Below are 17,384 nucleotides of genomic sequence, written 5' to 3'. Positions count from 1 at the left end.
GGCACGGCATGAGAGACGGCCTCGCCTTCGCGCTGAGCGTGGGCAGGGGCCTGGCTGCGCGCCCCGGCTCGGCCCTCGGCCTCGCCTTCCTGGCGGCCGTGATCGTCGCGGCCGCCTGCGGCGGCCTGCTGCCCTTCGACCCGCTGGCGCAGAACCTGGCCGAGGCGTTGAAGCCGCCCTCGGCTGCGAACTGGTTCGGGACCGACGAGCTCGGCCGGGACATCATGACCCGCGTGGTCTTCGGCGCCCGCACCTCGCTGATCACCGCGGCGGGAGCGGTCGCGATCGCCGCGCTCGTCGGCGTCCCGATCGGCCTCGTCGCCGGCTTCTTCGGCGGCTGGCGCGACGCCGTGCTGATGCGGCTGATCGACGTGCTGCTGGCGCTGCCGGGTATCCTGTTCGCGATGGCGATGATCGCCGTGCTCGGGCGCAGCCAGACCGCCGCGCTGGTCGCGGTCGGCGTCGCCGGCATTCCCAGTTTCGCGCGCATCGCGCGGGCGCAGGTGCTGTCGCTGCGGGCGCTCGATTTCGTCACGGCGGTCCGCAGCTTCGGCGGCAGCTCCGGCTACATCATGTTCAAGACCGTGCTGCCCAACATCATGAGCCCGCTGATGGTGCAGGTCGTGGTGCTGTCCTCGGTCGCGATCCTGCTCGAGGCGGCGCTCGCCTTTCTCGGGGTCGGTGTGCCGCCGCCGACGCCGAGCTGGGGCGAGATGTTGCGCACGGGCAAATCCTATCTCTATGAGGCGCCCTATTACGCCGTGCTGCCCGGCCTGATCCTGACCCTGACCATCCTGTCCTTCGACACGATCGGCAAGGAGCTGACGAGACTGCTCGAACATCGCCAGGGGGCCGGCTCGCCCGGCGAGATGGAGAGGGTCAGGCCATGACCGGCTACATCCTGCGCCGGCTGCTGCAGATCATCCCGGTCCTGCTGCTCGCCTCCTTCGCGATCTGGGCGATGATCTATGCGGTTCCGGGCGGGCCGGTCGGCGTCATCGTCGGCGAGAACGCGACGCAGGAGGAGATCGCGGCCGCGACGAAGCAGCTCGGCCTCGATCAGCCGGTGCTGGTCCAATATCTTGACTGGCTCGGCAAGGCCGCGACCGGCAATCTTGGCTTCTCGCTTCACAGCAAGGACCCGGTCCTGACGCTGATCGGGGAGCGCCTGCCGGCGACGCTGCAGCTTGCCGTCGCGTCGATCCTGGTCGCGCTCGTCATCGGCATCCCGATCGCGCTCGCCGGCGCCATCCACGCGAATTCCTGGCTCGACCGGCTGCTCAGCGGCTGGAGCGCGCTGGCGCTGGGCGTGCCGACATTCTGGCTCGGGATCCTGCTCATCCTGCTCTTCGCGGTGGAGCTGCGCTGGCTGCCTTCCGCCTCGCGCTATGTGCCCTTCTGGGAATCGCCAGTCCCGGCGATGCGCAGCCTCGCCCTGCCGGCGCTGACGCTCGGCGTCTATGTCTCCGGCATCCTCGCGCGCTTCCTGCGGGCCTCGCTGGTGAGCGAGATGCGCTCCGACTATGTCCGGACGGCGCGCGCCAAGGGCGTGCCGGAGCCGCGGATCGTCAGCTTCCACATCATGCGCAACGCGCTGCTGCCCTTCGTCACCATCGTCGGGCTGATGATCGCAAATTTCATCGGCGGGGCGGTGGTGACCGAGGCGGTGTTCACCTATCCGGGCCTCGGCCGCCTGCTGATCCAGGCGATCAGCACGCGCGACTACCCGCTGATCCAGGGCTGCATCGTGGTGATCCTGGTGATCTATATGGGCATCAACCTGGCGGTCGACATCCTCTACGCCTTCATCGATCCGAGGATCGAGTACCGCTAGAGCCGGCTGCGCTTCGATGGGATCGCAACGTCATTCCGGGGCATTGCGCAGCACGGGTTGAACCCAGAAGCACAGGCGGCTCCCGTCATTGCGAGGAGCGAAGCGACGAAGCAATCCAGGGGACGTAGAGCGAGCCCTCCTGGATTGCTTCGCTACGCTCGCAATGACGAGAGGACGCGGGTGCGAGGTCAGCCGTCGAGCCGGCTCAGCAGGCCGGCCATCAGCCGGGCGCGCTGCGCCAGGCTGTCGATTTCGATATGCTCTTCCAGCGTGTGATAGCCGGCTCCGAGCAGGCCGAGCCCGTCGAGCGAGGCGATGCCGGACGCGCCGGTGAAATTGGCGTCCGAGCCGCCGCCGGCCGAGGCGTGGTCGAGATCGAAGCCGAGTTCCCGGGCGATCTCGCGCGCCACGCCATAGAGCCGCATCGTCTCGGCATCGGGCTCCCAGACCGGGCGCGTCACGCCGCGCGTGACGGTGAAGCGCGTGCCGTCGGCGTTCTCGGCGGTCAGCGCGAGCATGCGCTCGACGCCGCGATCGAGATCGGCCTGGCGCTTGGCCATGCTGAGTGCCTCGGCCCGGCAGGTCGTCGGCACGCAATTGACCCAGCGCCCGCCCTCGATGACGCCGACGCTGAAGGTGCAGTCGCTGTCGGTCATCGCCTCGATGGCGAGGAGCTGGCGCGCCATCAGGTTGATCGCCGAGCGCCCATCCTTGAGCGTCGCCCCGGCATGGCTCGGCCGACCTTCGGCAAGGAGGTTGAAGCGGGCGATGGCGTAGCGGCCGGTGACGACGCCGTTGCCGGGGCGTCCGGGTTCCGGCACCAGCACATAGCGATGGCGGCCGGCCTCTTCGAGGATCAGGTCGCGCGTGCCGGGGCTGCCGATCTCCTCGTCGCTCGTATAGAGCACGCTGACCGGCAATGGTGTCGCGATGCCGGCCTGCGCCAGAGCGACGATCGCCTGAAGCCCGGCATAGGCGCCGCCCTTCATGTCGAGGATGCCCGGCCCGTAGCAGCGCGCGCCCTCGCGCCGGAAAGGCAGCGCCTTCAAGGTGCCGACCGGGTGCACCGTGTCGAGATGCGACATCATCAGGATGCCGGGCTCGCCGCGGCGCGGATGCGGGAAATCGCCCCGGACACAGTCGCCGAGCCCTTTGGGGCCGGGGAAGCGCTTCACCGTGGCGCCGGCGGCCTCCAGGTCGGCGGCTGCGAGGTCCATCATCGCGTTGATGGCCGGCGTGTCGAAGGTCGGGCTCTCGCACTCGACCCAGCGGCGCAGGCCGCCCAGCATCGCCTCGGTGTCGAAGGTCAAATTCATCCCGGTCATGGTCGCGACTCCAGTCAGGCGGCAAGCCGCGTTTCGACGAGGCGCGCGAGCAGGCTCGCGCCCACCGGCAGGATGCCGTCATCGAGCACGAAGGATGGGTTGTGCACCGGCACCGAGCCGGCATGGCCGACCCAGCAATAGGCGCCTGGCACCGCGCGCAGCATGTCGGCGAAATCCTCGCTGCCCATCATCGGCTTCACCTCGGTCAGCACGTTCTCGGCGCCGACGATCTCGCGCGCCACCTCGGCGGCGGCGAGCGCAGGTTCGCTGTGATTGACCAGGACATCGAAGATCGAGCGGATATCGACATCGATCTCGACGGCGAAGCTGATGGCGAGGCCGGCCGCGATCTCGCGCATCCGGTCGCGAATGAGGGTCGCGAGTTCCGGCGAGAAGGTCCGGATCGTGCCGGCGAGCGTCGCCTCCTCGGGGATGACGTTATAGGCCGAGCCGGCATGGACCTGGGTGATCGAGAGCACGGCGGCTTCGAGCGGGTTGGCGTTGCGGCTGACGATGGTCTGCAGCGCGCCCGCCAGCGTCAGCGCGACGACGACCGGGTCGCGGCCGTTATGGGGCATGGCGCCATGGCTGCCGCGGCCCTTGATCCTGATATCGAAGAAATCGGCGCCGGCCATGGCCGGGCCGGGGAAGACCGAGATCTGGCCGGCTTCGAGATAGGGCGAATTATGCAGCCCGTAGATCTCGTCGCAGGGGAAGCGTTCGAACAGGCCGTCGGCCAGCATGGCGCGGGCGCCGCCGAGGCCTTCCTCGGCCGGCTGGAAGACGAAGATGGCGGTGCCCGGAAAATCCCGCGTCTCGGCGAGATAGCGCGCCGCGCCGAGCAGCATCGTGGTGTGGCCGTCATGGCCGCAGCCATGGAAGCGGCCGGGGATCGTCGAGCGATAGGGCAGGTTCGTGGTCTCGTCCATCGGCAGCGCGTCCATGTCGGCGCGCAGGCCGACGCGGCGGGCCGGGCCGCCGCGTCCCTCGAGAATGCCGACAACGCCCGTGCGGCCGATGCCGCGATGGACCTCGATGCCCCAGGAGGCGAGCTTCTCGGCGACGATGCCGGAGGTCCGGACCTCCTCGAAGCCGATTTCGGGATAGGCGTGGAAGTCACGCCGGATCGCGGTGAGCTCGTCGGCGAAGGCGTCGATGCGGGGCAGGGTCGGCACTGATAAAATCTCCCGGGAAGCGAAAAAGGTCAGCCGAAGACGGGGCCGAGCGGAGCGGTGCGGATGCCGGGGCGCAGGCGCCGCCAGGGCAGGGCGGCGGGATCGACCGGCATCGGTCCGGGCGCGGCGCAGACGAGGATCGTCTCGGCGATCGGCTCGAAATCGGCACGGAAATGCACCGAGCTCTTGTTGACCAGGATCGCCTGCTCGCGCGGCTCGATGCCGACCTGCCGATACATCGCCTGATCGGCCATCTGGGCCTTGCGCGAGCCCAGCACGATGCGCACGCCGCCGATGCGCAGACAGGCCGAAGGGCCGAGATTCATCCGGGAGCCGCCATAGAAGGGGCCGGGCGCGACGAAGCGCCCGTCCGAGAGCTGCTCGACCAGGAATTCCGCCTCGAGCGGCGCGTCGCCGGGAATGCGGGACTTCGCGCCGAGCGAGAGCGAGAGCCTCGCGCCGACGCCGGCCGCGTGGGCTGCCGCGGCTGCTTCCGCATCGACGATGACGCCGATCGCGGCGCGCTCGGCGCCGTTGCGCAGGAGCGCGTGGACCATGCCCATCGTGTCGGAATCGCCGCCGGCGCCGGGATTGTCCTGCGTGTCGGAAATGACGATCGGCCGCGATGCGCCGGCAGCCAGCGCCATCGCCTCACGCACGCCCTCGTCGGGCTGGAAGACGCGGCCCTTGAAGGCGCCCTCGCTCGCCGTCACCCGGTTGGCGATGGCATCGGCGGCGCGGTCGGCATCTTCCTGTGTCGCGCCATAGGCGACGATGCTGGGTCCGCAATCGGCGAAATCGGCGGCCGGGAAGCCCGGCAGGAAGGAGAGGGTCGGGACGGTTTCGCCTTCCAGCGCCGCGAGCTCGTCATAGATCGTCCGGCAGGGTTCCATGGCGGTGGCCTGCCAGGCGATCGGGATCAGGTAGGGGATCTGCCGGAACGCCTTGGCATGACGCGCGGGGCTGCCGAGGAGCCGGGCGAGATAGGTGGCCGAGCGCCGTCCGGTCTCCGCCATGTCGACATGGGGATAGGTGCGGTAGGCGACCAGCGCATCGGCCATCTCGACCATCAATGGCGAGACATTGCCGTGCAGGTCGAGGCTGGCGACGAGCGGCACGCCGGGGCCGATCGCCTGGCGGACGCGCGCGAGCACCTCGCCCTCGCCATCGTCGAAGCCCTCGCTGACCATGGCGCCGTGCAGGTCGAGATAGACGCCGTCGAGCGGCAAGGCGGCCTTGATCCGCGCCACGAGTTCGTCCGTGATCGCCTCGAAAGCGTCGGCCGCGACATGGGCCGAGGGGCTCGCGGCGCACCAGAGCGTCGGGAGCAGCGTCCAGCCTGCCGCCTTGCCGGCCTCGACGAAGCCGGAGGCGCCGACATTCACATTGTGCACGCTGGCGAAGATGTCGTCGCCCTTCGACAGTGCCGGCCAGCCGCCGCCGTTCTGGAAGGCGTCGAGGCCGGCCTTGCTCGGCGCGAAGGTGTTAGTCTCGTGCAGGAAGCCGCCGAAGGCGATGCGTGGCGACATGAAAGATCATCCGGCCGTTGCAGGGAGCGGGCAGGTAACCATGCACGACCCGGCGGGCCAAGGTTGATTTTCGACCATCACCTGCCCGTTCCGGTGGCTGGGCGGGCCGTGAGCGATCTGCGATGATCGATGCTCGTGGCGCCAGCTCCCGGTGGGGCTGGCGCGCGATGCTCACAGAAATCCCATAGAGATGAGGTTGTTCGAGACATGCCGATCGAGCGTATAGGAGTGACGAATCGCTGGTGCGACGCCGCCATTTTCAACGGCATCGTCTTTCTCGCGGGTCATGTCGCGGAGAAGACCGAGGGGCAGTCGCTGACCCGGCAGACCGAGGAGGTGCTGGCTCTGCTCGAGGAGACGCTCGAAAGCGCCGGCAGCGCCAAGGACCGGATCCTGAGCGTCCAGATCTTCCTGACCGACATCGCGCGGATCGGCGAGATGAACGCCGTCTGGGACAAATGGGTCGCTCCGGGCAGCGCGCCGGCCCGTGCGACGGTCGAGGCCAAGCTGGCCTCGCCGAACCACGCGATCGAGATCACCGCGGTCGCGGCGAAGAAAGGCCTCTGACCGCCACCGCGGGGCCAGGGTTCAGGCTGCGCGCGACCGCTGGCGGGACGGTCATTCGCCGGCTTCCGGCGGGCCGACCGGTCTATGGTCGGTCTCGTCCAGCCCTTCAGATCGTGACGCCTCGCCGCGATGCCGGTCTGCAATCGCGGCAGGCTGGCGTTAATCATGGCGGTCAATTCATGACGCAATGGTCACGACATCTACCCGGATTTTAGGATTACACACGCATAAGGAGGCGTATCGAGATCAACGGGTCGGCTCCCGCAGCGACAGGTCGGGGGCGGACCCTGTTTTCAAAGATGAGCAGAGCCGCCCGATGTCCGTGACCGCGATGATCCGAGCGATGCGACCGCATCACTGGTTGAAGAACGGCCTCGTCTTCGTGCCGATCCTGCTCAACCATAATGTCTTCGATCTGAACTCGATCGGCCATGGCGTCGTGGCCTTCATCTCGTTCAGCCTGATGGCGTCGTCGATCTATCTCCTCAACGACATCGTCGATGTCGAGGCCGACCGGCGCCACCCGACGAAATGCAAGCGGCCTTTGGCGGCCGGCGAGATCACCAAGGCGCAGGCCTTCGCGGCGGTGCCGGCGCTGTTGATCGCCTCCTTCGCGCTCTCGATCCTGCTGCCGAAGCCGAAGCTCTATCTGCTGGTGCTGAGCGCCTATCTGCTGCTGGCGCTGGCCTATCTGTTCTTCCTCAAGCGCAAGCTGCTGGTCGACGTGCTCGGCCTGGCGGCGCTGCACACCTTGCGCATCCTGGCCGGCAATGCGGCTGCGGCGATCCCGATATCGTCCTGGCTGCTCGCCTTCTCGATGTTCCTGTTCCTCAGCCTCGCCCTGGTGAAGCGCTATGCCGAGCTACGCATCACCCAGGACCAATCCGGCCTCAAGAAGGCAGGGCGTGGCTACCATGCCGAGGATATCGAGGCACTTTCCCAGCTCGGCATGGCCTCGGGCTGCACCTGCGCGCTGATCATGGCGCTCTATGTCGACAGCGCGGCGGTGAAGGAACTCTATCGCTATCCGCAGCTGATCTGGCTGATCTGCCCGATCGTCCTCTATCAGATGGCGCGCGTCTGGTTCCTGGCCCGGCGCGGCCAGATGCCCGACGATCCGCTGGTCTTCATGATCCGCGACTGGCGCAGCCAGCTCATGGGCGTGCTCGTAGTCGTCATCATGGTCGCGGCTTCGGTCCTGCCGTGAGCGATGCCTTACCGGAATATGGCTCCTGGGGCGGGCTCGTCGCCCACGACACGCGGATCGTTTCGCCCGATGCGTGGATATCCGGGGCGGGCCGCCCGCCGTCCACGGTGCTCGCCTATGGCAATGGCCGCTCCTATGGCGATTCCTGCCTGAATGACGGCGGTACGCTGATCGATGCGCGCGAGCTCAGCCAGATCCTGGCCTTCGACCGGGAAAGCGGGCTGATCACCTGCGAGGCCGGAGTCCTGCTCGACACGGTGCTGAAACATGTCGTGCCGCAGGGCTGGTTCCCGCCGGTCACGCCGGGTACCGCCTTCGTCACGATGGGCGGGGCGCTCGCCAACGACGTGCATGGCAAGAACCATCATGGCGCGGGGACCTTCGGGCGCCATGTCCGCGCCTTCGAGCTGGCGCGCTCGGATGGCAGCCGGCTGACTTGCGCGCCCGACATGAACAGCGAGCTCTTCGCCGCCACCATCGGAGGCTTCGGGCTAACCGGGCTGATCACGCAGATCACCCTGCAACTGATGCCGGTCGCCTCGGCCGACATGCGGCAGGAGGTCATTCGCTTCGACGGGCTCGACCGTTTCTTCGAGATCGCGGCTGAGTCCGACGCGACCCATGACTACACGGTGGCCTGGGTCGATTCATTGGCCAGCGGCGCGGGTTTCGGGCGCGGCGTCTTCTTCCGGGCCAACCATGCCTCTGCCTCCGACCTGCCGCAACGCCGCGCGCCGCGCACCCTGCCGTTCCCGCTGCGGCCGCCCTTTCCGCTGATCAACCGGCTGACGCTGCGCGCCTTCAACACGCTCTACCGGGCCGCCCAGCCACGGACGCCGGAGGCGCGGCGCATCCCCTACCGCCCGTTCTTCTATCCGCTCGACCGGGTCGCCAACTGGAACCGCGCCTATGGGCCGAAGGGGCTTCGCCAGTTCCAGTGCGCCGTGCCGATGGCGCAGGCGCGTGACGCCGTCGAGGAGATGCTGCGGCGCAGCCTGGCGGCTGGCGAAGCCTCCTTCCTGACGGTGCTCAAGCTGTTCGGCGACATGCCTTCGCCGGGCCTGATGTCGTTCCCGATCGCCGGCGCGACGCTGACGCTCGACTTCCCCAATCGCGGCGAGCGCACGGCACGGCTGCTCGATGAGCTCGACCGGATCGCCATCGCCGCCGGCGGCCGCGTCAATCCCTACAAGGACGCGCGGATGTCGCCGGCGACCTTCGAGGCGTCCTTCCCGTACTGGCGCGATTTCGCCCGGCATGTCGATCCGGGCTTCTCGTCCGGCTTCTGGCGCAGGGTGACCGCCGGCTGAGGCCGCCTCACGCCTGCGCGCGGGTTACGGCCTCGAGCCGATAGCCCTCCGGGTCGATGACGAAAGCGGCATAGTAGTCCGGTGCGTAGCGCGGTCTCAGGCCGGGCTCGCCATTGTCCCGGCCGCCGGCTGCGAGCGCCGCGCGGTGGAAATCCATGACGGCCTGCCGCGATTGCGCCTCGAAGGCGAGATGGAAGCCGGGTCCCGGCGGCGTGACGGGCCCGGCCTGCTGCTTCAGCGCCAGAAGGTCGCCACCGCCGGGCGGGCCATAGCCTGCCGCGCCATCGGCGGCGGTCCAGACGCGGACAAGGCCGAGCGGTGCCAATGCGGCATCGTAGAAGGCGATGGCGCGGGCGAGATCGGAGACGCCGAAGGAGAGATGGCTGAGCATGGCTCTTTAGATTCCAGCTTGAGACGAAGCATTTCCGCACGAGCGCCTGCGGGTCTCTGTCAGCAGACTGCCAAGCAAAAAGGGCCGGCGAAAGCCGACCCTTTGGGTTTAGCGCCTGAGCGCGAGACTCACCCCTTCGCGGTCGCGACCTTGCGCAGGTAGTCGGTCACGATGCGGGTGATGCCGCGCGAGAGCAGGTCGTCGAGCGCCTCGATGAACTGGTCGCATTGCTCGCGGGTGACGATCAGCGGCGGCTCGAGGCGGATGACGTTGCGGTTATACTCGGTGAAGGCGACGAGCACGTCGTAATCCTTCAGCAGCAGCGCCCCGATGAAGCCGCAGAGCGAGCCTTTCAGCTTGTCGTCGAGCAGGGCGACCATGTGCTTCAGGCCGAAGGGCATGGTCTCGCTGATGTCCTGGAACTCGACACCGATCATCAGCCCGCGGCCGCGGATTTCCTTGAGCAAAGTCGGGTGCTTGGCACGCAGCGTGTTCAGCCGCTCGATCAGGTAATCGCCCTGGCGCTTGGCATTGCCCATGAGGTCTTCCTCATAGAGCACGTTCAGGCCCTCGATGGCACTGATGCAGGCCTCGCCCATGCCGCCGAAGGTCGCCTGGGCATGGATCAGGGCGCTCTTGGGCTTGCCATAGGCCTTCATGTAGATCTCGCGCCGCGCGATCATTGCGCCGACAGCGGCCTTGGAGCCGCCGAGCGCCTTGGCGAGCGCGGTGACATCGGGCACGACGCCGTCGCGCTCGAAGGCGAAGAACTGGCCGGTGCGGCCGAGCCCGCATTGCACCTCGTCGGCGACCCAGAGCACACCATGCTTGTCACAAAGCGCGCGCAGCTCACGCCAGAAGCCCTCGGGCGCCTCGACGATGCCGCCGCCGCCCTGGATCGTCTCCATCACGACGATGCCGATCGCGGGATCGGATTCGAGCGCCCGGCGCACCGCCTCGATATCGCCGAAGGGCACCTTGACCCGGTTCTCGACCAGCTTGAACTGCGACTGGTAGAGGTTGGAATCCGTGACCGAGAGCACGCCCTTGGTCTTGCCGTGGAAGGAATTCGCGGCGTGCAGGATCTTCGACTTGCCCGGACCCTGCGCCTGCTCGGCGACCTTCAGCGCCGCCTCCATCGCCTCCGAGCCGGTCGAGCCGAGGAAGACCATGTCGAGGTCGCCGGGCGCGATCTGCGCGAGGTTGTGGGCGAGTGCTGAAGCATATTGCGACATGAAGGCCATGCAGATCTCATGACGGTTCTCGTCCTGGAACTGCTTGCGCGCCGCGACGATGCGCGGGTGGTTGTGGCCGAAGGCGACCGAGCAGAATCCGCCGAAGAAATCGAGGATCTTGCGGCCGTCCCTGGTGATGTAGTGCATGCCCTCGGCGCGATCGACGAGGATCTTGTCGAAGCCGAGCAGCTTGAGGAAATGCACCTGCCCCGGGTTGATATGGGCGGTGAAGAGCTCCTTCACCTGCTGGGCATCGAGCTGCTTGGCGGCCTCGACGCTGATCAGCTGCGGACGGGTGGGAGCGCCCTGGTTCGCGGCGTCCTCGGGTTTGAAAGCGGGCATGCTCATGCGGCCTTGCTCCTCTGATCCAGCGTCTTGCGATATTCGATATAGGCGGCGAGCAGCATGTCCTCGTCGCGGTGTTTCGGGATCCAGCCGAGCTCGCGCTTGGCTTTGCTCGTGTCGAGAATGCAGATCTCGTCGGCGATCATGTATTGCTCGGGATCCATGATCGGCAGGTTGACCGCATCGAGCGTATTCAACGCGAACTTGACCAGCGGCGCCGGGGTCGGCAGCAGGATCGATTTCGAGCCGGCATGCTTGATCAGGTCGCCGAGCAGCTTCTTCACCGGCGGCGGATCGTCCGAGCCGAGATTATAGGCGCTGTTCGGGAAACCGGCCTTCCAAGCGGCGGTGCAGGCGCTGGCGCAGTCGAAGACCGAGATGAACTGATAGGGGTTCTTGCCGCCGCCGATCATCGGCACCGGCAGGTTCATGTCGATCAGCCGAAAGAGCTTGACGAGGATGCCGAGCCGGCCTGGGCCGATGATCAGGCGCGGCCGGAAGATCGGGATCTGGAAGCCCTTGTCGCGATAGGTCTGGGCCAGCGTCTCGGTCGCGAGCTTGCTCTCGCCGTATTCGCCCAGCGGCTTGGCCGGATGGGTCTCGTCCTGCGGCACGGTGACGGAATGGCCGTAGATCATGTCGGTGGTGAAGTGGACGAGCTTGTTGGCGCCGCGCTTCTCCATCCAGTTCAGGATGTTGGCGGTGCCGTGATAATTCACCGGCCAGAAGAAATCGTGCCGTTCCTTGCGGGTGACGATCGGCGACAGCATCTTGGCCGAGAGGTTGTAGACGAGGTCGTCCTGCTCGAGCGGAATGCCGTTGACGCTCTCGGCCTTGGTGACGTCGATCTTCTGGAACGGCACGGTCGCGTAATGCGCGTGGCCGCTCTTCTGGATATCCGCGACAAGGACCTCCTCGCCCATGGCCGCGAGGTCGGCCGCCAGATGCGAGCCGACGAAGCCGTCGCCGCCGATGATGATGTGTTTCATGCTCAGTTTGCCGCTGTTTGCAATGGAACGGTTCAGCGCGGGGCGCCGGGGCGGGACGGGGTCTTGCGAACCGGGACCGGGATCGGCCGCAGCGCGTCTTGGGAAGCCGGTGCCTCGAACAGGGCACTGATGCGAAGGATGAAGCGTGCGATCAGGTCCATCATGGTTCTCAGCTCTGTGCGATGAAGATGGTTCCCAGGACGATGAAACCGATGCCGGCGATCCGGGCCGGGCTCAGGTCCTCCTGGAAGACGAAATAGGCGTAAACGGCGACCACGACATAGGCGAGGCTCAGGAAGGGATAGGCGTAGCTGATCTGCACCTTGGAGAGCACGATCAGGTGCGAGGCCATGCTGACCACGAAGGTGCAGAGCCCGGCGAAGACGAACGGGTTGAACACCACCCGCAGCACCGTCCAGATCAGGCCGTCGCCGGCAACATCGAAAGCGCCGACGCTGGTCATGCCCTTCTTGAGCATCAGCTGGGCGGCGGCGTTGGTCAGCACCGTGAACAGGATCAGGGGAATATAGGCGTTCATCGGGCTGCATGTGTCCGCGTGGCTGTGGGGCCCTGAATGACGCGGAAAATACTTCAAATGCCTTACGTCGGCTGTCTTACCTCATCGTAACGTTAAGACGAAGCTGCCGGATCTTCATAAACTCGACCCTATCGCGCTAGGACGGCTCGATCCTTGCCTGCGCAGGCGCGCTGAGACCTGCCAGGGAGACGAGAGATGAAGCGTGAAGAGCTGACCGAGAAGATCCTCGACATCAAGCGCGAGCGGGGCTGGAGCTGGAAATTCATCACCGACGAGATCGGCGGCATGTCCGAGGTTCTCGTCATCGGCGCGCTGCTCGGCCAGATGAAGCTGGTGAAGCCGCTGGCCGAGAAGGCGGCGACGCTTTTCGGCCTCAGCGAGAGCGAGAAGCGGATGCTCAACGAGGTGCCTTATCGTGGCACCGGCACGCCGATGCCGCCGACCGATCCGCTGCTCTACCGCTTCTACGAGATGGTGATGGTCAACGGCCCGGCCTGGAAGGCGCTGATCGAGGAGGAGTTCGGCGACGGCATCATGTCCGCCATCGACTTCAACATCAGCTTCGAGCGCGAGCCGAATCCGAAGGGCGACCGCGTCAAGATCGCCATGTCCGGCAAGTTCCTGCCCTATAAATACTATGGCAACGAGCAGGGCATTCCCGATTACGGCTTCAGGGAGGAGTGAGGCGGCGTGCCGCTTCGGTTCTCACAACGGTGGCGCGCCGGTCAGCACGGGTCTCCCCCTCGAACCGAGCGCCGCTGGCCCTCAACCGTCCTCGCTGTGCCCGCGGCGGATGCGGCGCACCGCGGCCCAGACCCCGAGCAGCGCCACGGGCACGAAAGCCGCCGTGGCGAGACCGATATCGATCGGCAGGAAGCCAGCCTCCTTCGCGCCCTTGGCGAGATAGCCGAAGAGGCTGACGACATAGTAGCCGATGGCTGCGACCGAGAGACCCTCGACCGTCTGCTGCAAGCGAAGCTGAAGCCGGGTGCGGTCGTTCATGGCGGCAAGCAGGTCGCGGTTCTGCTGTTCGAGCGCGACATCGACGCGGGTGCGCAGGAGATTGGCGGCGCGCGCCAGCTTGCGGGAGAGGTCGGCCTGGCGCTCCTGCAGCATCTGGCAGGTGCGCATCGCCGGCGCCATCCGCCGCGCCAGGAAGGCGGCGATGGTCGGCCAGCCGGCATGCGGCGTCTCGCCGATCGCGGCGAGGCGCTGCTGCACGATGTTGTCATAGGCGCGGCTGGCGCCGAACCGGTAGTTCGACGAGGCGGCCTCGGATTCCAGCCGCGCCGTCAGCGAGGTCATCTCGTCGAGCAGGGCGTTGTCGGCGGCGAGGCCCTCGGTCGCGGTCATGGTCGAGGCGATGCGCACCAGCGCCTCCTCGGTGCGGCGCACCGACGGCGCGATGCGCTGGGCTTCGGGCAGGCCGAGCAGCGCCAGCGTCCGATAGGTCTCGATCTCGAGCAGGCGCTGGGTCAGCGCACCGGAGCGCGAGGGGGTGAGCGCGCGGTCGAGGACGAGGATGCGGACGAAGCCGTCGACGCCGGCCTGGAAATCGGTGGCCGCGATGGCGGCCGCATTGTCGACCAGCGAGGCGGCGAGGCTGGCCGGATCGAAGATCGCCTCTAGGTCGAGCGTCTTGGTTTCGCGCAGCAAATGGAGGTCGATCGAAACCAGATGCGGTCCCGGTTGCGGCAGGGCGCGCATGGCGGTCGGCGGGCGCGCGGCCGGAGGCTGGAAGGGTGGCGCCCCCGTCGAAGGCAGCTCCCAGCTATAGGTTGTGAACTCACTGTGCTGCTCCCAGCGCAGGTCGGCCTCGGCGAACCGCGCGCGATGATGCTTCGCCGCCCTGCCGGGTGCCGGGACGTTCCGCTCCGCGCAGAAGCGCGCCAGGGCTTCGCGGTCGGCTGCGGCCTGCGCCGCATCGGTCATGAAGGCGAAATGCAGCACCCGGCGCGGCGTCTCGATCGGTGCGAAAGGGCGCGCATGAACCTCGGACAGGATGTCCTCGCGATCGGGATGCGGCACGAGACCGCCGCCATCGTCATCCTGGATATCGTCATCCTGGATCATGTCGCGCGCCCCGCTCTGCCCGGCCGGGAGTCTCACGGTCCCGGCCATGCCGACACTGCCGCAAAGGCAGATGCTCGACCAGAAGGTCATGGTGCCGCAAGCGATGGAATGCGCTGTCGTGGTCCAGGTGTCGGCTCCCGCCGTGACATGACAGTGGACCGCGCGACAATCCCGCCTGGCCTCGATTTGGAGGAAGCCGCCATGCCCCTGCCAAACCGCGTCAAACCCGATGGCACGCTCTTCTCGGACCCGGCGCGCGGGTTGTTCTACGGCAATCGCGGCGGCCGCTTCCACGATCCGGCGACGACAGCCGTGCCGGTACGGCTCTATGCGAACCCGCATTGGCTCTGCTGCCTGCTCGCCTTCAAGGGGCGGAGGCGGCAGCTCTGGGGCAGGGGCTTCACGGAGCTCTTCTTCTGCGACGAGGTCACCGCGCTCGCTGCCGGCCACCGGCCCTGCATGGAGTGCCGGCGGGCGGACGCTCTCGCCTACCGCCGGGCGCTGGTCGAAGGACTCGGGCTGGAGACGACGCCGCCCTTTCCGGAGATCGACCGCATTCTCGATCGCGAGCGCAGGGTCGGGCGGGCGAAGCGGCTGCATCGCCTTGCGGCCGAGGACCTGCCCGATGGCGCGATGATCGAAGCGAGCCCGGGCGAATGGCTGGCCTTGAGCGGAAAGCAGGCGTTGCTCTGGTCGCCGAGCGGGTATCGGGCGTCCCGTCCCAGGCCGTCGGGCATCGTCAGCGTCCTCACCCCGCCAGCGACCTTGGCGGCGCTGGCGAAGGGGTTTCGGCCGCTCTGGCATCCGAGCGCCGCAAACTAAAGATCCGATTTACAGCTTGATCTTTCGATTGCCGGTGAAGGCGTGGAACTTTTTCCCCGAGTGGAGCGTTGCTACGGCACGATTTAACAAACGGGGGTTGCTCCAATGCGCTCGATCGCTCTCTGGTTGCTTGGCGTTCCGATTCCGCTGATCATTCTGCTTTGGTTCTTCATGCGCTGAAGCAGATTATTTCTGTCGATCAACGATGGCCGGGCTTGCCCCGGCCATTTGCGTTCGACTGCTGACAAGAGCTGACAGGCGCGCTCGTGTCTTCTGCCGCGCTCGCGACGCATGACGCCGCCATCGCATCCTCACTCCATTTCGCCTATATCCCCGCCATGTCAGCGATCATCTCAGTTTCGAAACTGTCCAAGACCTATGCCTCGGGCTTCAGCGCCCTGAAGTCGGTCGACCTCGATATCCGCCGCGGCGAGATATTCGCCCTGCTCGGTCCGAACGGGGCCGGCAAGACGACGCTGATCAGCATCATTTGCGGGCTGATCAACCCGAGTTCCGGCACCGTCACCGCCGATGGGCACGACATCATCAAGGACTACCGCGCGGCCCGCGCCCGGATCGGCCTGGTGCCGCAGGAGCTGACGACCGATTCCTTCGAGACGGTCTGGGCGACGACGAATTTCAGCCGCGGCCTGTTCGGCCTGCCGAAGAATCCAGCCCATATCGAGCGGGTGCTGAAGGACCTCTCGCTCTGGGACAAGCGCGACAGCAAGATCATGACGCTGTCGGGCGGCATGAAGCGGCGGGTGCTGATCGCCAAGGCGCTCTCGCACGAGCCGCAGATCCTGTTCCTCGACGAGCCGACGGCGGGCGTCGATGTCGAGCTGCGCCAGGACATGTGGAAGATGGTGCGCCGGCTGCGGGACGACGGCGTCACCATCATCCTGACCACGCATTACATCGAGGAGGCCGAGGAGATGGCCGACCGGATCGGCGTGATCAGCAAGGGCGAGATCATCCTGGTCGAGGACAAGGCCGAACTGATGCGCAAGCTCGGCAAGAAGCAGCTGACGCTCGCCCTGCAGGAGCCGATGGCGGCCGTGCCTCCGACACTGTCCGCCTATGACCTCGCGCTCGGCGCCGGTGGCGAAGAGCTTGTCTACACCTATGACACCAAGGCGGAGCGGACGGGCATCACGGCGCTGCTGCAGGATCTCTCGGCGGCGGGCATCCGCTTCAACGACCTGCGCACCAGCCAGAGCTCGCTCGAGGACATCTTCGTCAGCCTGGTGAGCGAGCGGCATTGACCATGACCATGAATCTTCAAGCCATCCGCGCGATCTACAAATTCGAGATGGCGCGCACCTTGCGCACGCCGCTGCAGAGCGTCGTCTCCCCGGTGATCTCGACCTCGCTCTATTTCGTCGTCTTCGGCGCGGCGATCGGCTCGCGCATGCAGGCGATCGACGGCGTCGCCTATGGCGCCTTCATCGTGCCGGGCCTGATCATGCTCTCGCTGCTGACGCAGAGCATCGCCAACGCCTCCTTCGCGATCTATTTCCCCAAATTCGTCGGCACGATCTTCGAGCTGCTCTCGGCGCCGGTGGCATGGTGGGAGGCGGTCATCGCCTATGTCGGGGCGGCGGCAACCAAATCGATCGTGCTCGGCCTGATCATCCTGGCGACGGCGACGCTGTTCGTGCCGCTCCGGATCGAGCATCCGGTCTGGATGGTGCTCTTCCTGGTGCTGACGGCGACCACCTTCAGCCTGTTCGGCTTCATCATCGGCATCTGGGCCGACGGGTTCGAGCGCCTGCAGGTGGTGCCGCTGCTGATCGTGACGCCGCTGACCTTCCTCGGCGGCTCGTTCTATTCCATCGACATGCTGCCCGGCTTCTGGCGGACGGTGGCGCTGTTCAATCCCGTCGTCTACCTGGTGAGCGGCTTCCGCTGGAGCTTCTTCGGCGTCTCGGAAGTCGGCATCGGCATCAGTCTCACCATGACGCTGGTCTTCCTGGCGGCCTGCATCGCGGGGGTCGGCTGGATCTTCAGGACGGGCTATCGGCTGAAGAACTGAGGGCGATCC

General features: G+C 66.8%; 17 protein-coding genes and 1 pseudogene. 9 read left to right on the top strand and 9 right to left on the bottom strand.

Annotated features, from left to right (window positions below; genetic code table 11):
- Window positions 1-8 precede the first annotated feature (8 nt).
- On the top strand, window positions 9-890 hold the full coding sequence (locus ACTIF2_RS06570; RefSeq protein ID WP_439496241.1) for an ABC transporter permease: 882 nt from the start codon (window positions 9-11) through the stop codon (window positions 888-890).
- A complete protein-coding gene (locus ACTIF2_RS06565; RefSeq protein ID WP_439496240.1) occupies window positions 887-1,834 on the top strand; it encodes an ABC transporter permease in 948 nt (315 codons plus the stop codon). Before ACTIF2_RS06570 ends, ACTIF2_RS06565 begins: the two co-directional genes overlap by 4 nt.
- A gap of 188 nt (window positions 1,835-2,022) precedes the next feature.
- Here ACTIF2_RS06565 and ACTIF2_RS06560 read toward each other — a convergent pair whose 3' ends face one another.
- The 3 genes from ACTIF2_RS06560 to ACTIF2_RS06550 are packed head-to-tail and all read right to left on the bottom strand — an operon-like array spanning window position 2,023 to window position 5,863.
- Window positions 2,023-3,159 carry a M20/M25/M40 family metallo-hydrolase gene (locus ACTIF2_RS06560; protein WP_439496239.1) on the bottom strand — a complete coding sequence of 379 codons (1,137 nt, stop codon included), beginning with the start codon at window positions 3,157-3,159 and terminating at the stop codon, window positions 2,023-2,025.
- Window positions 3,160-3,173: 14 nt separating this feature from the next.
- Complete coding sequence (locus tag ACTIF2_RS06555; RefSeq protein ID WP_439496238.1) at window positions 3,174-4,334, bottom strand: M20 aminoacylase family protein; 1,161 nt, start codon at window positions 4,332-4,334, stop codon at window positions 3,174-3,176.
- A 29-nt stretch (window positions 4,335-4,363) separates the two neighbouring features.
- Window positions 4,364-5,863: a M81 family metallopeptidase gene (locus tag ACTIF2_RS06550; protein WP_439496237.1), complete on the bottom strand. Its 1,500-nt coding sequence runs from the start codon at window positions 5,861-5,863 to the stop codon at window positions 4,364-4,366.
- Between the two features lie 207 nt (window positions 5,864-6,070).
- On the opposite strand from ACTIF2_RS06550, the gene ACTIF2_RS06545 reads away from it, so the two are divergent.
- The 3 genes from ACTIF2_RS06545 (at window position 6,071) to ACTIF2_RS06535 (ending at window position 8,947) form a co-directional block, all read left to right on the top strand.
- On the top strand, window positions 6,071-6,430 hold the full coding sequence (locus ACTIF2_RS06545; protein WP_439496236.1) for a RidA family protein: 360 nt from the start codon (window positions 6,071-6,073) through the stop codon (window positions 6,428-6,430).
- Window positions 6,431-6,617: 187 nt separating this feature from the next.
- Window positions 6,618-7,637, top strand: a complete 1,020-nt coding sequence (locus tag ACTIF2_RS06540; protein WP_439496235.1) for a UbiA family prenyltransferase — start codon at window positions 6,618-6,620, stop codon at window positions 7,635-7,637.
- A complete protein-coding gene (locus tag ACTIF2_RS06535; protein WP_439496234.1) occupies window positions 7,634-8,947 on the top strand; it encodes an FAD-binding oxidoreductase in 1,314 nt (437 codons plus the stop codon). The genes ACTIF2_RS06540 and ACTIF2_RS06535 overlap by 4 nt, the downstream gene beginning before the upstream one ends.
- A 7-nt stretch (window positions 8,948-8,954) precedes the next feature.
- Here ACTIF2_RS06535 and ACTIF2_RS06530 read toward each other — a convergent pair whose 3' ends face one another.
- From ACTIF2_RS06530 to ACTIF2_RS06510, 5 genes and pseudogenes are all read right to left on the bottom strand, one after another.
- Window positions 8,955-9,338 (bottom strand): VOC family protein, encoded by a 384-nt coding sequence (locus ACTIF2_RS06530; RefSeq protein WP_439496233.1) that lies wholly within the window; start codon window positions 9,336-9,338, stop codon window positions 8,955-8,957.
- A gap of 128 nt (window positions 9,339-9,466) precedes the next feature.
- Window positions 9,467-10,921, bottom strand: coding sequence for an aspartate aminotransferase family protein (locus ACTIF2_RS06525; RefSeq protein WP_439496232.1), 1,455 nt, complete (start codon window positions 10,919-10,921; stop codon window positions 9,467-9,469).
- Complete coding sequence (locus tag ACTIF2_RS06520) at window positions 10,918-11,907, bottom strand: NAD-dependent epimerase/dehydratase family protein (RefSeq protein ID WP_439496231.1); 990 nt, start codon at window positions 11,905-11,907, stop codon at window positions 10,918-10,920. The genes ACTIF2_RS06525 and ACTIF2_RS06520 overlap by 4 nt, the downstream gene beginning before the upstream one ends.
- A 32-nt stretch (window positions 11,908-11,939) precedes the next feature.
- The gene (locus ACTIF2_RS06515) at window positions 11,940-12,071 is read right to left on the bottom strand and encodes a hypothetical protein (RefSeq protein ID WP_439496230.1); all 132 of its coding nucleotides are present in this window, start codon (window positions 12,069-12,071) and stop codon (window positions 11,940-11,942) included.
- An 8-nt stretch (window positions 12,072-12,079) separates the two neighbouring features.
- Window positions 12,080-12,445 (bottom strand): annotated as a pseudogene (locus ACTIF2_RS06510) (DMT family transporter); the annotation flags it as partial.
- A gap of 195 nt (window positions 12,446-12,640) precedes the next feature.
- Here ACTIF2_RS06510 and cynS point away from each other — a divergent pair.
- Window positions 12,641-13,129, top strand: coding sequence for a cyanase (gene cynS, locus ACTIF2_RS06505; protein WP_439496229.1), 489 nt, complete (start codon window positions 12,641-12,643; stop codon window positions 13,127-13,129).
- 81 nt (window positions 13,130-13,210) lie between these two features.
- Here cynS and ACTIF2_RS06500 read toward each other — a convergent pair whose 3' ends face one another.
- Window positions 13,211-14,518 (bottom strand): DUF3422 family protein, encoded by a 1,308-nt coding sequence (locus ACTIF2_RS06500; protein WP_439496499.1) that lies wholly within the window; start codon window positions 14,516-14,518, stop codon window positions 13,211-13,213.
- Window positions 14,519-14,719: 201 nt separating this feature from the next.
- Here ACTIF2_RS06500 and ACTIF2_RS06495 point away from each other — a divergent pair, with 201 nt between their 5' ends.
- The 3 genes from ACTIF2_RS06495 (at window position 14,720) to ACTIF2_RS06485 (ending at window position 17,375) form a co-directional block, all read left to right on the top strand.
- Complete coding sequence (locus ACTIF2_RS06495; RefSeq protein WP_439496228.1) at window positions 14,720-15,340, top strand: hypothetical protein; 621 nt, start codon at window positions 14,720-14,722, stop codon at window positions 15,338-15,340.
- 338 nt (window positions 15,341-15,678) lie between these two features.
- Window positions 15,679-16,605 (top strand): ABC transporter ATP-binding protein, encoded by a 927-nt coding sequence (locus ACTIF2_RS06490; protein ID WP_439496498.1) that lies wholly within the window; start codon window positions 15,679-15,681, stop codon window positions 16,603-16,605.
- Window positions 16,606-16,613: 8 nt separating this feature from the next.
- The gene (locus tag ACTIF2_RS06485; protein WP_439496227.1) at window positions 16,614-17,375 is read left to right on the top strand and encodes an ABC transporter permease; all 762 of its coding nucleotides are present in this window, start codon (window positions 16,614-16,616) and stop codon (window positions 17,373-17,375) included.
- The last annotated feature ends 9 nt before the right edge of the window (window positions 17,376-17,384 follow it).

The sequence above is a fragment of the Allobosea sp. genome (assembly GCF_051860145.1).
Taxonomy (GTDB): Bacteria; Pseudomonadota; Alphaproteobacteria; order Rhizobiales; family Beijerinckiaceae; genus Allobosea.
This window is presented reverse-complemented; position numbering and strand designations above follow the sequence as displayed.